Genomic DNA, 15649 nt, shown 5'->3' on the forward strand with positions numbered 1-15649 from the left:
TTTACCTATGGTTTGCTCGGTTCACCCAACGTCGCCGTTTGCCTGCCGCTGTGGTCTCGATGCTGTCGATCGACAGCGGTTAGGCCTATTCCTGAGCGTAGTGCTGGGGTTTGCGGTGGTGGAATGGCTGGTAGGTAGCCAGAGTCACAGCCTGGCGCTTCAGTCAGACGCGGGGCACATGCTGACGGATGTGGGGGCGATCGCCCTGGCGCTGTCGGCGAGCTGGCTGACCCGGCTGACGCTGGCCCGACCTCGACCGGGGCAGCCTCGTTTGGAGGCGATCGCGGCTCTGGTCAATGGCTTGGGGTTGTTGGCCATGGCGGGGTTGATTTCCCTAGAGGCTTGGCAGCACTTAAGTGCGCCACCTGTGGCCTTGGTCAGCGGGCCAATGCTGGGAACGGCTCTGGTGGGCCTGGCCATTAACGGATTTGGGGTGTGGCTGCTGCACGGCCAGGGCAACGAGTCGCTGAACCGGCGCGGGGCATTTTTGCATGTGGTGGCTGACCTGGTGAGCTCGGTGGGAGTCATCGTGGGGGCGCTGTGTATGGCGCTGTTCCACTGGTTTTGGGTGGATGGGGCCTTGAGTTTGGCGATCGCCCTGCTGATTGGCAGTAGTGCCCTGCCGCTGATCTACCAAAGCTGGGGCTACCTGAGGGGCAATAGGGGCAATGCTGGCCCAGACCTATCCGCCCTTGGGTTTCTAGAGGCCGGGCGCACTGACCTGAGTGCCCACATCTTGGGGTCATTCTCCTCTAGCGCGCCGTTGGTAACGGCTTTGGGTAACAAACCTGGTGTATTGGCGACAAAACTGCACCACAACGGCTTTTAGATTCTAATATTCATAGCTAGGTGGCCATCTCTGCATGGGCCAGCACTGCACTGTGTCTACGGGAGTTAAACCATGGGTACCTGGGTTAAGGAAACCGATGAAGCTTTTTACTTGATGCAGGGAAACCAGTGGATCTCCCGCATTCAGAAGCGCCCCTCTGCCGGAAACCCCAACGAGCGGGTGCTGAATGTGGAAGGCATGCGGGAGTGGTTCTTGCGATCGGATTCGCCTCTAGCCATGACGGTGTCGGTAGGCACTGGCGGGCCAGAACCAGAGCAGGCTGGTTCCTCGAGTGGCGGCCAGACCCCACCGCCTGAGGGAGAAACTCCACTCCCCATAGGCGGTGACACCTCGCCCGAAGAGCCTGGTTCGGGAGGAGAACCCGCTCCCGAACCGGCTAAGAACCTGGCGCTGCGAGTCAAGAGCACGACCTACTTTAAGCTCCAGCCCAAACTGGCCAACGAGCTGACTGATGCTGAGAAGGTGCTGGTCACCAACGGTACGACCTTAAACATTCAGTACTACATCGACGTAGGCAAAAACCACTGGCAGGTGCAGCTGCTCGAACCCACCCTGGGCGATAAAACCAATCGCACCTGGTATGTCTACACCCCAGACATTGATGTGCTGACTGGCGTTCGGCTACGGGTGATCAGCGATACCCTCTTCAAGACCGAGCCTAAAATATCGTCGCAGCTGAGCGAGTCGCAGAAGTTGTTTGTCAAAAACGGCACGCAGGTAAGTCTGCTGGCCTTTAAGCCAGCAGCGGGCGACCACTACGAGATTGAACTCGCCGATGCGATCGCGGGGGCCGAAGTCAACACCAAGTGGTATGTCTACAGCCTCGACACCAAGGTAGACGGCAACCGTCAGACCTTGGAGGTTACGGGTGACACTATCTTCAAGGCTCGGCCAGTGCAAGCCAGCCAGCTCTCTGATGCCGATAAGGTGCTGGTGAAGAAGGGCACAGTGTTCTTGTTAAACTCCTACGCTCAGCCCGAGAGCAACCATGTGCGGGTGGCCCTGCAAGGCGCCTTTCTCGGCCCCCAAAACCGCACGTCTTGGCATGCCTATGTGCCTGATATTCAAATTTCGGGCACCGAGCTTGGCAACCGTCCCAGTGACCAAGGGCCAGGGCAGCCCACTAACCCAGCCGATCGGGGCGTGGCGATGAGCTTCCCTGGGTTTACGGGCACCTACTACTCCAACGACCCGATTCAGCCTAAAAACCGCTACGGGGTGCGGGGCAACTTTACCTGGGGCGAGGCTCTGCACGTCAACCGCTCTACGGGGGCCTACCGTCGCCCCGCCAACGCTGGCGTCATCTACAACATTTTGAAAGTGGCCGATGCCATGGAAGAAATTCGCAAAATGTACGGCGATAAGCCACTAAAAATTAATTCCTGGTATCGTGATCCGGCTACCAACGCGGCGGTCGGCGGAGCCTCGATGTCGCGTCACCTATCAGGCGATGCGGTGGACTTTGTGGTGCCCGGCGTGCGGTGCTATGACGTGTATGCGCGGCTCAACGGCTGGTGGGGCAGCCGGGGCGGCTTGGCCAGCTCTTCAGTGTTTACCCACATCGACGTGCGGGGTTACCGAGCCCGCTGGAGCTACGGCTACTAGGCCAGGTCGCGTTTTGCAAGTTTGGATGGCTCTGCGATGGCGAAAAGCTCGTCGTAGAGCCGTTTTGCGATATCGGTATCCTTGGTCAAATCGCTCTGCAATAGCTTTGACTGACACCTCACGTTCTGTAGGGGCGCAGCATGCTGCGCCCCTACGTGGGGGAATTAGAGACGTCAGAAGGTTTTTGGCTTTAGCAATGCTCACGCTGGCGCTGAGCTTGGGAGGAATTCCGATAGCAGGCCTGGCGCTTTTGCCACCGCCGGAGACGGCTCTTACCCCCGATCTGGCAAATTTTCTCTTGGTGAGATCTTACGACTTAGGCATGGCCAGTCTGGCCCAGAGTGGCACGGAGGTTGGCACCATGCCGCTGGCGCTGACCGGGGCGATCGCCCTTCCCCCCGGCGATTCCCCTATTCCCTGGGTTGTGGTGCTCCACGGTCGCCATGCTGGATGTCACTTTCAGCCCGAGGCTACTAGCCAGTGGCCCTGTGCTCCTGAACCTCGCTTTGACCTAGGCTTTGCCTACCTGGCCCAGTCTTTGGCTGAGGCCGGCTACGGTGTGCTGATTCCTAATCTAAATGCGGCCTTTAGCGAAACCTACGGGGCCACCGCCGACACCCGCAACGACTTCGCTGACCAGCGCAGCGGCCAAATTATTGACGCCCACCTCACCCGTCTGGCCCTGGCCCACCGAGGGGATGATGCCGGCTTTGGAATTTCTCTGACTGGGCGGGTTGACTCGACTCGTCTGGCGATGGTGGGTCACTCTATGGGCGGCGGCGCAGCGACCCTCAGCGCCTTGCAGCAGCGCGGCGGTGCGCCAGCTTTGCAAGGCAGAACCGTCTCTGGCCTCAGTCCGTCGGCCTTGGTGCTGATTAGCCCTACGCGCAGCTATCCCATGGCCCAACGTCCCGATGCCTACCAGCTGCCGGATATGCCGACGGCGGTAATTGCGGGGGGATGCGATCGCGACATCTTCGATCTCAGCAGTCTCTACTACGTCGAAATGGCTCGGCGGCAGACCCGCACAACGCCGGTTGTGGGGCTATTGCTGGCGGGGGCCAACCACAACTACTTCAACGCCGCTGTGGCTGAGGATGACTACTACCGCAGACCCAACAATGGGCCGTTGTGCAACCCCCAGCGATCGCGCGATCGCCTGTCGCGGGTGGCCCAAGAAAACTTTCTTGCCCAGTACACTCAGGCGTTTTTGCGCACCGTCTGGTCTGCCTCTGGGGAGGCAGCCCTCGCCGAGGTGGGCATGGCTCCTGATCGAGTGGCTCCAGCGGAGCTGTTTGGCCTGCCGGTACTTACCGCGCTCGTTTCTCCCAATGCTCAACGCTATACCGTGTTTGAGGCCGAGAATGCTCCGGCAGCCGTTTTCACTGCTGGGCTAAAGGCAACCTTCTGTGAGCCGCTGACCGATTGCCAGCAGCCCTCACGGCCCTATCCTCACTTTCCAACGCTGCTCACTGTGGGGTGGGAGTCCGCTACAGAATCGGTGCAACTGCCCTTGGAAGACGTCAACGTCAGCGACTTTACCAGCCTGGAACTGCGTCTTGCCCCTGATCCATCTTGGTCGCTACTCCAGGGGCAACCAGCGTTTGCGGTGGTGCTGCGCGATCGCCAGGGGAACGCTGCACGGGTTGAAATTCTCTCTGTGGTGCCTGCTCTACGACAGTTCGAGGCTGACCCTACCCACGGAGCCACAGCGCCCCTCTACCCCAGCGCTCTGCGCATTCCCCTGGGGCAGTTTTCAGGTGTGGATTTAGCGGCGTTGGCGAGTGTAGAGTTGGTGTTTGATCAAGTTTCCCAGGGCAAGCTGCACCTGGCCAGCATTGAGTTTGTGGGGCAGAATTAGTATCCCTAGATGCCTTCAAAGGTGCTGTGGCGAAAGGTGTAGCCTGCTGCCTTGAGCTTTTGATTCGACACGCGCACGTTGTAGGGACGAGCACTGGGTTGTGATGGATCCCACTGTACGGGGTCTAGGTCGTTGGCTTGGCAGACGCGATCGATCAGCTCGCGCACGGTGGGAATTTCGTCTTGCACCAGGTTGTAGAGGCCGCTGAGGGAGTGGGTTTGGGCATGGGCGATCGCCCCCACAATGTCATCTAAATGAATCCAGTTGCTGCCTTCGTGGCCAGAGCCGGGGCGGGTGGTGCCAGCGGCGCGGCTGTAGATTTTGGCTAGCTCTCGCCCCGGGCCGTAGATGCCGCCGAGGCGGAAGATGCCGACTTGGCGATCGGGTGTAGCTGCTCCTAGCAGTGTTTGCTCGGTCTCGGCCATGATGCGGGCGTTGTCGGTGGCGGGTTTGACTGGGTCGTCTTCTCTCACCCAAGCCCCATCGTAGTTGCCGTAAACCGAATAGCTACTGGTAAAGATAATTTGCTTCAGGTTGGAAGCGCGATCGAGAGCACCCACGACTGTTTGAGCTGTCCTTAAGTAAACGTCTTCGTAGTTCGCCTGGCGACCGGCTCCTACGCAGATGAGCAGCGTGTCTTGGTCTTGTAAGAGGGCGGCAATGCCGTCTGCATCTGACCCATTCACCACCTGCACAGCATCGGCTACTGTCTGTAAATCGCTAACTCGATCAGAGCTAGTGGTCGTGGCTGTTATATGGATTCCTTGGGTTTTCCACAGCTGCGCTACGGCCTTGCCGACATATCCACAGCCCAAAATTGCTGCCTTCATGGTTTTAAGATCCTCAGTGCTGCGATCGCGGCATTTTTGCGCGCTTCTTTGATGCTGCGGCCTTGACCCATGCCATAGCTGGTTCCGCCCGCCCAGACTTCTAGGATGAATACTTTAGCGTGGTCGGGGCCAAGTCGCTCTTTTTCTAGGTAGGTGGGCAAGGTGCCGCCCATGTGGGCCTGCACATATTCTTGCAGCTCGGTCACTGGGTCGGTGGCTTGAAGGTCTAGGGCGCGATCGATGAGGGGGCTAACGATCGCCTCAACATAGCTAAGGGCGGCGGCAATGCCAGCGTCTAAGCGGTAAGCGCCGATCACCGCTTCAAACATGTCGGCCTGAACGCTGGGATTGTGGCGCTCGTGCTGGGCTCCAGCTCCCAAGCGCATTTGGTTGGGAATGCCTAGCTTTACGGCTAGCTCTGCTAGGGAAGGCTCATCGACGAGGCGATCGCACCGCTGCGACATTTCCCCCACGGCTAGGTGAGGATAGCGAGCAAAGATTAAATCGCGCACCACAACTTCAAGAATGCCGTCGCCCAAAAACTCTAGGCGATCATAGTCGGGGCCTTCGTTAGGGTGTTCGTTGGCGTAGCTGCTGTGGGTGAGCGCTTGCTGAAGCAAGGCTGGATTTTGAAAGTGAGGCAGGGACATTTTGGGCTCGACAGTAAAACCGGGTTCCTTGCTCTAAACTCTAAAAGCTAATTTAGCTATTAAAGCTTAGCTGAAACCCGGTTTCAAAACTGGTGAGCTTAGGTCAGTTAAGGGGTGTCCCTGAAGTAGCGATCGCCCTCGCCCGGTGAAGTGTTAGCAAAAACTAACAGTTGGCTTGCTCTGCTTTACCTGACCTAACAACGATTAAGGCATGTTATAGTGATTCTCGAAAAATGACTGAAGTTTTTCTAATTTAATGACAAGAGCATCAAGATTTTTGGTGCTTCGTTCTGTCTCGAACTTACCCCCCTCTGCATGAAATAGATATTCAATAAGATCTTTTGGTTCACAGCTTTCACTGCCATGCCATCTGTGGAAACCCTGATGTATCTCAGCATGCATGACGAGCAGGTTATCCAAGACATCTGCTAAGTCAGGTCTTGAGCTGCGATCAAACAAATGATGAACATGGAGATCAAAAGGTTGAGAAGCAGTACGCCTCTTTAAAGAAACTTGGCAGACGTTGTCAGCAAGTCTTTTGGCTTTTTCCATTGCCTTTTTTATTCGACTGTCGGCAGACTCCAAGTATTTTCTTTGTTCTTGAATCGCCTCTTCAATTTCTTCAAATACTGTATCTGTCCATGCTTTTCGGGATGCCCGCGATCGCCTTCCATGATTTTGAGACATATCTTGGGCTAAGCTAACGATTCCAACTTGGCTCCAGTATTGGTTGTTTTCTATAACATCAAAATGCTTTCCGGGTTTCAGCTGCTCTTGTCCTTCTAAACTATCATTATCCTGTATTCGCTTAATTGATGCATTTAATCCCTTTCCGTTTGTGCGCAGAATACGAATAATCTTTGGCCTTCCTAGAAAAACCAAATCAGACGTCAAGCTTACGTCATCCAGACTTGAAAATTCGATAGAAACTTGTCTTCTTACTAAGTGACGACGTATTCTTTTGCGCCTATGGGTAAAAGCTTCTAGAACTTCGTCCATTAAACTAGCGAAAAATCCTTGTGTTTCAACCTCCTGTAAGTACTTTGCAAGTGCTACGGCTCCTGCTTCATAAAATTGCCGCTTTCTTACATCCTTTCTCACCCACTCGAAATGCTCTCCCTCAATCAGATCCCATTCATCGTCAGCTTTATCATCAAAAAACTTGCAGACTCTGTAGAGTTTTTCAATTCTAATTTTTAATATATTTGCTGTTTCTTGATCAGACAAAAGAATATGTTGTCGTTGTGATGCCGGCATTTTTAATACTCACTTAGAAATAATTAACGCAGCAAAAGTAAGGAATCTCGCATCTTTTGAAGCTCTTCAAAGACTTTGCGGTCTCCACCAGCATCGGGATGATGTTTTTTGGCTAGCTGACGAAAAGCTGTATTAATGTCATCAGCAGTAGCGGTTTTTGAATCGAGTTGAAACACCTGCCAAGGGCGGAAATTTTTGAGTACGTCAATCCCATTAATAGTGTTTGGCCCAATTTCATCGCGCTCGTTTTCAGGGACTCGCACCCATTCGCGATAGAGTGTCAGCCAGGAATCTTTGTAACTAAAATTGAAATTGCGTCCAGCAATAGCCAGCTTAAACGCCTTATTTTTCTTAAGGGTCTTATAATCAGGACAGTTAAACGCTTGGCAAACTGCTTCCTTCAATTCGTTTAGGCTCGGTTCAATTTCTTTGAATTTCCCACCATTCACAAATTCAGCAAAGTCTAATAAAATCTGCTCATCGTAGTTGTGCTGCTTTGCTAGCTTGCGAATTTGTGCTCGAATCTGGTTGATATTTGCTGGCTTGCGACGGTTTGACGACTTTTTCTGGCTCATGAAATTTCTAGGGTAGAGACTGAATGCGGAACTGGGTACATAAGGGGACATAATATTTCTAGCTACAATGTTCCCAGCAACAAACCGGAACATCGCATCTGTATCACTTAATCTTGATAATCTTCACGTGTGGCAGTGCTCGTGTGAGGGTTTTGGCTTCGTTCAACGATTCTCAAAACGCTACCTGTTATTTGAAAGCCCAGCTATCGGTGTGAAACTGGCTATTGTCTAGTTACAAGACTCTTTGACCTCTGTAAATTGCTGATCCAGAGTTGTAATTAGGTATTTTGAGCGAGATGATGAAGTCATCGCAACCTTGGTTAACTTCGTCCGTTATCCTCGAAGGTTCTTCACCGCTGTCGATCGTTCATCCAGGCCCTTCGAGACAAGCAACAAAAATCAACCCCCAAGACTCGTAGGTTCTACTTACGAATCTTGGGGGTTGAGCTAAGTAATAGACTGGACTACGAGTTGATAGGCTAAGGCAATTCGGTGGTGCCCATTAGGTAGCGATCGCACTCCCGCGCCGCCCCACGCCCTTCATTGATCGCCCACACCACCAGGCTCTGGCCCCGACGACAATCCCCAGCGGCAAACACCCCCGGAATCGAAGTGGTGTACTGCTCATGCTCAGCCTTCACATTGCTGCGGCCATCTTTTTCTAGACCCAAAGCATCAATCAACGGCTGCTCAGGACCAAGAAAGCCCATGGCCAGCAGCACCAAATGCGCAGGGACAACCTTCTCGGTGCCGGGCACATTCTGAGGCACAAACCGCCCGTTTTCGTCTTTGCCCCACTGAATCTGCACCGTGTGAACGGCCTTGACGTTACCCTGCTCATCGCCCTCAAACTTGGTGGCGGTGGTCAGGTAGGCGCGGGGGTCGTCGCCAAACATAGCGGCGGCTTCCTCCTGGCCGTAGTCCATCTTGTAGACCTTGGGCCACTCGGGCCAGGGGTTGCCCGCCGAGCGAGTTTCAGGCGGCTGGGGCATGATTTCCACCTGGGTGACGCTGTTGCACCCGTGGCGAATGGAGGTGCCCACGCAATCGGTGCCCGTGTCGCCGCCACCGATAATCACCACATCTTTGCCCGCCGCCGAGATGTAGTCGTTGCCGGGGTAGCCATCCAGCAGCGATCGCGTATTGGCGGTGAGAAACTCCATCGCAAAGTGAATGCCCTTCAGCTCACGCCCTTCGATGGGCAGGTCACGGGGCTTAGTGGAGCCGGTACAGAGCACCACCGAATCAAACTCTTTGAGCAGGTTCTCAGCAGAAATGTCTTTGCCGACTTCGGTGTTGCAGACAAAGGTGACACCCTCGGCCTCCAGCACATCCAACCGGCGCTGCACCACCTGCTGCTTATCGAGCTTCATGTTGGGGATGCCGTACATCAGCAGGCCGCCGGGGCGATCGGCCCGTTCGTACACCGTCACCCAGTGACCCGCCGAGTTGAGCTGGGCGGCGGCGGCGAGGCCAGCGGGGCCAGAGCCAATCACGGCCACCTTCTTGTCCGTGCGCTGCTGCGGTGGCGTAGGAGTAATCCAGCCCGACTCCCAGCCCTTTTCGGCAATGGAATACTCAATATTTTTGATTGTCACCGGGGGGTTGGTGATGCCTAGCACGCAGGAACCCTCGCAGGGGGCAGGGCAAACGCGCCCGGTAAACTCGGGGAAGTTGTTGGTCTTGTGCAGCCGCTCCAGGGCTTCTTCCCACAGGCCCCGGTAAACCAGATCGTTCCATTCAGGAATTAGGTTGTTGACGGGGCAACCGCTGGCCATGCCGCTGATGGTCATGCCGGTGTGGCAGAAGGGGGTGCCGCAATCCATGCAGCGAGCGCCCTGGGTGCGGAGGCTGTCCTCCGGCATGTGGAGGTGAAACTCATCCCAGTTGCGAATGCGATCGGCGGGGGCGACTTCTTGCGCCACTTCCCGCAGATATTCCATAAAGCCAGTCGGTTTTCCCATGGTGTTTGTCCTGAAAGGTGTGTTGATGGGGGAAATGTACTTTGCCTAGGGCAGGTGTGTAGGGTGCATAACGCTAAGGCGAGGCTCCGCCAACGCGAAGCAATGCACCATGATGCAAGGTTTCGCGGGTGGTGCATTGCGGCTCAAAGGCGCAATCTGGGGTAATTGGCCAAAGATTGTGAGCCGCGAATGCACCCTACGATTAACTTCCGCCGATACGGGCGACGTCGCGAGCGTTTTCTTCGAAGGCAGCGGTGAGGGCATCGTCGCCGGTGAGCCCATCGGCCAAGGCTTTTTGGATGTGTTGCAGCACGCGCTTGTAGTCGCGGGGCATCACCTTCACAAACTTGGCGACGGAGCTATCCCAGTCTTCGAGCAGTTTCAGGCCCCGCTTGCTCTGGGTGTAATCGACATGGCGCTGGATCAGCTCTTGCAGATCGCGAATTTCTTCGGGGTCGGTGAGCTGCTCCAGATCCACCATTTCGGTGTTGCAGCGGGTGGCAAAATCACCCGCCTCATCGAGCACGTAGGCGATGCCGCCGCTCATGCCCGCCGCAAAGTTGCGCCCGGTTAACCCCAGCACGATCGCCTTGCCGCCGGTCATATATTCGCAGGCGTGGTCGCCAACGCCTTCTACTACTGCGGTCACACCTGAGTTGCGCACGCAGAAGCGCTCGCCCGCTAGGCCACGAATGTAGGCTTCACCGCTGGTAGCTCCGTAGAAGGCGACGTTGCCGGTGATGATGTTTTCAGCGGGCACAAAGGTCGACTGCTTGGGCGGATAGACGATCAGCTTGCCACCGCTGAGGCCCTTGCCCAGGTAGTCATTGGCTTCGCCTTCGAGTTCGAGGGTGACACCCTTGGGCACAAAGGCCCCAAAGCTTTGCCCGGCGCTGCCCTGAAAATGCAGGTGAACAGTGTCTTCGGGTAGCCCTTCCCAGTGACGCTTGGTGATTTCGTTGCCGAGAATGGTGCCCACCACCCGGTTGATGTTCTGGATGGGGAGGCTGGCGGTCACCTTTTCGCCGCGCTCAATGGCGGGGGCACATAGATCCAGCAGCTTGGTCATATCGAGGGATTTTTCTAAGCCGTGGTCTTGGGCCATCTGGCAGTAGCGACCCACCTCTGGCCCTACCTCCGGCTGGTGCAGCATGGGGGAGAGGTCGAGTCCCTTAGCCTTCCAGTGCTCAATGGCCGCCTTTGGCTCTAGCACATCGGTGCGGCCCACCATCTCATTGAGGGTGCGGAAGCCCAGTGCAGCCATAATCTCGCGCATGTCTTGAGCGATGAACTGCATAAAGTTGACCACGTGGTCGGGGTCGCCCATAAAGTGCTTGCGCAGCTCAGGATCTTGGGTAGCGACGCCCACGGGGCAGGTGTTTAGGTGACAGACCCGCATCATGATGCAGCCTAGGGAGACCAGGGGCGCGGTGGCAAAGCCAAATTCTTCGGCCCCCAGCAGAGCCGCGACGACGACATCGCGGCCGGTTTTCATTTGGCCGTCGGTTTCGACAATCACCCGACTGCGCAGGTTGTTCATCACCAGGGTTTGGTGAGTTTCCGCCAAACCCAGCTCCCACGGTAGACCGGCGTGCTTGATCGAGGTTTGGGGTGAGGCCCCAGTGCCGCCGTCAAACCCGGCAATGAGAATGACATCGGCGTGAGCCTTGGCCACCCCAGCGGCGATGGTGCCAACACCGACTTCCGACACCAACTTGACGTTGACCCGGGCCTCACGGTTAGCGTTCTTGAGGTCATGGATCAGCTCGGCCAGATCTTCAATGGAGTAGATGTCGTGGTGGGGTGGGGGCGAAATCAGGCCCACACCGGGGGTCGAGTGGCGCACCTTGGCAATCCAGGGATAGACCTTGCGGCCCGGTAGCTGTCCGCCTTCGCCCGGTTTCGCGCCCTGGGCCATTTTGATCTGGATTTCTTGAGCTTGAGATAGGTAGAGGCTAGTGACGCCGAAGCGGCCAGAGGCCACCTGCTTGATGGCGCTGTTTTTAGAGTCGCCCTTCTCATTCGTCCAGGTGTAGCGATCGGGGTCTTCGCCGCCTTCGCCTGTGTTGGACTTGCCGCCGATGCGATTCATGGCGATCGCCAGCGCTTCATGGGCCTCCTTCGAGATCGACCCGTAGCTCATGGCTCCGGTCTTAAACCGCCGGGTGATGGCCTCTACCGGCTCCACCTCGTCGAGGGGAATCGGCTCGCGCTGCTTGAATTGCAGCAGATCGCGCAGGCGAAACATCTGCTTGTCTTGCTCGTTGACTAAGGCGGCGTAGCGCTTATAGGCATCGTAATCGCCAGTGCGTACCGCTTTTTGCAGGGTGTGAATGACCTCAGGACTGAGCAAGTGGGCTTCGCCTTCTTTGCGCCACTGGTAGTCGCCACCCACATCGAGGGTGACACGATCGCTGGGGCGATCGGGGAAGGCGTGGCAGTGCCGCTTGAGGGCTTCTTCGGCCAGCATGTCTAGCCCGATGCCCTGAATGCGCGAAGCCGTCCAGGTAAAGTACTGGTCAATGACGGTTTGGTTCAGGCCCAGAGCCTCAAAGATCTGCGCACCACGATAGCTCTGAATGGTGGATATGCCGATCTTGGAGGCGATCTTGATCACGCCCTTGGTGACGGCCTTGATGAAGTTCTGGCAGGCTTTCTCCAGATCCATGGGGGGGAGAAGCTGGTCGGCGATCATGCCCTCAATGGTGTCGAACACCAGGTAGGGGTTGATGGCCCCGCAGCCATAGCCGATCAGGGTGGCGAAGTGGTGGACTTCGCGCGGTTCGCCCGACTCGAGGACGAGGCCGACGCGGGTGCGGCTACCATTGCGAATCAGGTGGTGGTGCAGGCCAGCGACGGCCAGCAGGGCGGGAATGGGGGCATGGTCAGCGTCGATAGTGCGATCGCTCAGAATGATCAGGCTGGTGCCATTGGCGATCGCCTCGTCCGCCGCCGCAAAAATTCCGTTCAGCGCTGCTTCTAGCCCCGCTTCACCTTCCTCAGCTTTAAACACGATCGGCAGCGTCACCGAAGGAAATCCACTAGCCTCGGCACTCTTCAGCTTGGCCAGTTCCGCGTTGGTGATGATCGGCGTTTTGAGGTTGATCAGCCGACAGCTCTCGGGCTCGGGCTTGAGCAGATTGCGCTCGCTACCGATAGTGGTGTCTGCGGAGGTGATAATCGCCTCGCGAATGGAGTCGATGGGCGGGTTGGTCACCTGAGCAAACAGCTGGTGGAAATAGTCATACAGCAGCCGAGGCTTATTCGACAGCACGGGCAGCGGCGTGTCGGTGCCCATGGCACCCACGGCTTCGACCCCGCTCTCGGCCATGGGCTTGAGCAGCAGGCGCAGCTCCTCGAAGGTGTAGCCAAAGGCAGTTTGGGCGATCGATAGGGGTGCAGGGGTGGGTAGGGGCGCAGCATGCTGCGCCCCTACAGGGTTTGTGCCATTGCCGTTTAAACCTGCGGGGTTCGTGGACTCTGGCAGATCGCCCAGTTTCACTAGGTGCTGATCGAGCCATTCTCGGTAGGGTTGCTCGGCGGCGATCTGGTGCTTGATCTCTTCGTCGGAGACAATACGGCCCTCTTCCATATTCACTAAGAACATGCGGCCCGGCTCCAGGCGACCCTTGTAGGCGACTCGCTCGGGCTCGATGGGCAGCACCCCGGCTTCCGAGGCCATGATCACCAAGTCATCTTTGGTGACGGTGTAGCGGGAGGGGCGCAGGCCGTTGCGATCGAGCACCGCACCCATCATGGTGCCGTCGGTGAAGGCGATCGCCGCTGGGCCATCCCAGGGCTCCATCAGGCAGGCGTGGTATTCGTAGAAAGCTTTTTTCTCAGCGCTCATCGACTCGTGGGCCGTCCAAGGTTCGGGCACCATCATCATCATGGCGTGGGGCAGGGAACGGCCCGCCAGGGTCATGAGTTCCAAAGTATTGTCGAAGATGCCGGAGTCGCTGCCTTCTTTGTTGATCAGGGGCTTGGCGCGATCGAGATCGCCGCCAAACAGCTCAGACTCAAACATCGACTGGCGAGCATACATCCAGTTGATGTTGCCGCGCAGGGTGTTGATTTCGCCGTTGTGGGCCACATAGCGGTAGGGGTGAGCCCGCTCCCAGCTGGGGAAGGTGTTGGTGCTAAAGCGCGAGTGCACCAGGGCCAGGGCGCTTTCCATCGCCTCGTCGGCCAGGTCGGGGAAGTATAGTCCCACCTGTTCTGGCGTCAACATGCCCTTGTAGACCACCGTGCGGCAGGACAAGCTGGTGGCATACCAGTAGGGGTCGGTGGGGTGAATGGCCGAGTGGGTGCGCTTGCGAATGATGTAGAGCTTGCGTTCAAAGGCTTGGTCGTCGGCCAGCTCAGGCGATCGCTGAATGAACACCTGCTGCATGAAAGGCTCGCTGGCCTTGGCCGTATCGCCTAGGGAAGCGTTGTCGGTGGGCACATCGCGCCAGCCCAGCACCTGCTGCCCTTCTTCTGCGGCAATTTGCTCAAAGATGCGACGACCTTGTTCGCGGTCTGCCGGGGTAGGTGACGAAAAGAAAAAGCCGACACCATAATGCCCCGGCCCTGGTAGGGTAATGCCCGCTTCTGCTGCTACCTTGGCCATAAATTTGTGAGGCATTTGCAGCAAAATACCTGCCCCGTCGCCAGTGTTGGCCTCAGCCCCCACCGCGCCTCGGTGGGCCAGATTGACCAAAATCGTCAGCCCCTGCTGCACAATAGTGTGCGACTGAGCGCCCTTCATGTGGACGATGAAGCCAACGCCACAGGCATCGTGTTCGTACTGTGGATGGTAAAGACCTTGAGCTTGGGGCGGTTGAGATAGGGTCATTGATTTATCGAGCAACAGGAAGGAACTCAAACAGACATAGCTATGGACCGTGCCTAGCTATTCTGCGATGAGCCATGGGGTATTGACTAGTCCCTTAAGAAAATAATCAGATCAATGTCTTAAGAAGTTTGCGAAATATCACAAAAGCTAGGGCTTTTTAACCGCCAAGAATTTCTGCTAAATCGAGCACATCTATAGGAAAAGATATATTGTGCTCGCCAGTGAATTGTCTTGGGTGAGCCAGAGTCGCTTGTGTCTATGCTAGCAGCCTGATTTTTGCCAAGTTGAAAGGCTGTTTGCAAAGGGACCTGTCGCAACTTGATTCACAGCCCCTTGAAAGAGTGTATTCAACCCCAGAATCTCTTTTGAAGAAGGATATTTAAGGAGAAACTCAGATTCTTGCTATGTAGGGATAGAACCTCTAAATCAATATTCAAGCATATTGCTGCGATGAGTAATCAGCAACAAAGCTAAGCTTAATCAGGCCTTATTTTTGCTCGCATATACTGGCTGAATCAGTTTAAAGTGTAACTACCCTGCCGTAATCTTTATGAGATTTAAAGGGCTGGCAAATTGTGCACTCTATCTATTGAATGGCAGCAGTTTCAAAGATCACATTCTCCTGCAGGCTGTGTTGATTAGATCGAGTGATCTGGTTATCGCTTCCTTTGGTCAGAAAAATGCTGTGAAAAGACCATGGTTTGTTCGACTACTGAGAAATGCCAGCCTCATTTTGTTGCTTTTAATGTTGTGGCGAAGAACATAGGGCGATCGCCTCACAAGGCTGACATGCCATTGAGCGGAGTTCCCTGCTTCCTTAACCTTCTCAAAAGTCTGTCTCTGCTTCCTCACCGCTTCCTTCCTAAGCAGTTAATAAGCTTTTCCTCTATCTAAGCTTTCTATATGCCTGTCTAACGAGATTAGACCCGTACACAAATTCTTGCCAAATGTCAATATTTCGCTCGATGGTTATTCTGTCAGAGCCTGAGAGTTTTTTGGCAGCGCTCTAAGGCACCTGACCCTTGATTTTGCGTTCTTCTAGTACCTATTCCCAAAGGTAGATGACGGAAAAGAAGCAACTCACTGTGTCATTAGCTTTATGGAAATTTCATTGAAGTTTATCAAAACTTTAATTAACCTCTAGTTAATCTTACCTACCATAACTTAAGTATAAGTTTACCTTTAGATAACCTTTGACCTTCTTTTGCATAGGTTATCTG

9 protein-coding genes are annotated in these 15649 nt (G+C 55.6%); 3 read left to right on the forward strand and 6 right to left on the reverse strand.

Features of this window, described 5'->3' with window-relative positions:
* Window positions 1-7 precede the first annotated feature (7 nt).
* The 3 genes from H6F59_RS04110 (at window position 8) to H6F59_RS04120 (ending at window position 4316) form a co-directional block, all read left to right on the forward strand.
* Window positions 8-829 carry a cation diffusion facilitator family transporter gene (locus H6F59_RS04110; protein ID WP_190695483.1) on the forward strand — a complete coding sequence of 274 codons (822 nt, stop codon included), beginning with the start codon at window positions 8-10 and terminating at the stop codon, window positions 827-829.
* Window positions 830-901: 72 nt separating this feature from the next.
* On the forward strand, window positions 902-2455 hold the full coding sequence (locus tag H6F59_RS04115; RefSeq protein WP_190695486.1) for a D-Ala-D-Ala carboxypeptidase family metallohydrolase: 1554 nt from the start codon (window positions 902-904) through the stop codon (window positions 2453-2455).
* 184 nt (window positions 2456-2639) lie between these two features.
* Window positions 2640-4316, forward strand: coding sequence for a hypothetical protein (locus H6F59_RS04120; RefSeq protein ID WP_190695489.1), 1677 nt, complete (start codon window positions 2640-2642; stop codon window positions 4314-4316).
* A 5-nt stretch (window positions 4317-4321) separates the two neighbouring features.
* Here H6F59_RS04120 and H6F59_RS04125 read toward each other — a convergent pair whose 3' ends face one another.
* The 6 genes from H6F59_RS04125 to gltB form a co-directional block, all read right to left on the reverse strand.
* Window positions 4322-5146, reverse strand: coding sequence for an SDR family oxidoreductase (locus H6F59_RS04125; RefSeq protein WP_190695492.1), 825 nt, complete (start codon window positions 5144-5146; stop codon window positions 4322-4324).
* The gene (gene rnc / locus H6F59_RS04130) at window positions 5143-5796 is read right to left on the reverse strand and encodes a ribonuclease III (protein ID WP_190695495.1); all 654 of its coding nucleotides are present in this window, start codon (window positions 5794-5796) and stop codon (window positions 5143-5145) included. Before rnc ends, H6F59_RS04125 begins: the two co-directional genes overlap by 4 nt.
* Before the next feature lie 204 nt (window positions 5797-6000).
* Window positions 6001-7053 (reverse strand): hypothetical protein, encoded by a 1053-nt coding sequence (locus tag H6F59_RS04135; RefSeq protein ID WP_190695500.1) that lies wholly within the window; start codon window positions 7051-7053, stop codon window positions 6001-6003.
* A gap of 23 nt (window positions 7054-7076) precedes the next feature.
* On the reverse strand, window positions 7077-7628 hold the full coding sequence (locus tag H6F59_RS04140) for a J domain-containing protein (RefSeq protein WP_190695502.1): 552 nt from the start codon (window positions 7626-7628) through the stop codon (window positions 7077-7079).
* 479 nt (window positions 7629-8107) lie between these two features.
* Window positions 8108-9592, reverse strand: a complete 1485-nt coding sequence (gltD, locus tag H6F59_RS04145) for a glutamate synthase small subunit (protein WP_190695506.1) — start codon at window positions 9590-9592, stop codon at window positions 8108-8110.
* A gap of 202 nt (window positions 9593-9794) precedes the next feature.
* Window positions 9795-14429 (reverse strand): glutamate synthase large subunit, encoded by a 4635-nt coding sequence (gene gltB, locus H6F59_RS04150; protein ID WP_190695509.1) that lies wholly within the window; start codon window positions 14427-14429, stop codon window positions 9795-9797.
* Window positions 14430-15649 lie beyond the last annotated feature (1220 nt).

Source organism: Nodosilinea sp. FACHB-141, from assembly GCF_014696135.1.
Classification (GTDB): domain Bacteria; phylum Cyanobacteriota; class Cyanobacteriia; order Phormidesmidales; family Phormidesmidaceae; genus Nodosilinea.

Coding starts and splice junctions, on each gene's coding strand:
- H6F59_RS04110 (WP_190695483.1), top strand. CDS start 8: ATGGTTTGCTCGGTTCACCCAACGTCGCCGTTTGCCTGCCGCTGTGGT.
- H6F59_RS04115 (WP_190695486.1), top strand. CDS start 902: ATGGGTACCTGGGTTAAGGAAACCGATGAAGCTTTTTACTTGATGCAG.
- H6F59_RS04125 (WP_190695492.1), bottom strand. CDS start 5,146: ATGAAGGCAGCAATTTTGGGCTGTGGATATGTCGGCAAGGCCGTAGCG.
- rnc (WP_190695495.1), bottom strand. CDS start 5,796: ATGTCCCTGCCTCACTTTCAAAATCCAGCCTTGCTTCAGCAAGCGCTC.
- H6F59_RS04135 (WP_190695500.1), bottom strand. CDS start 7,053: ATGCCGGCATCACAACGACAACATATTCTTTTGTCTGATCAAGAAACA.
- H6F59_RS04140 (WP_190695502.1), bottom strand. CDS start 7,628: ATGAGCCAGAAAAAGTCGTCAAACCGTCGCAAGCCAGCAAATATCAAC.
- gltD (WP_190695506.1), bottom strand. CDS start 9,592: ATGGGAAAACCGACTGGCTTTATGGAATATCTGCGGGAAGTGGCGCAA.
- gltB (WP_190695509.1), bottom strand. CDS start 14,429: ATGACCCTATCTCAACCGCCCCAAGCTCAAGGTCTTTACCATCCACAG.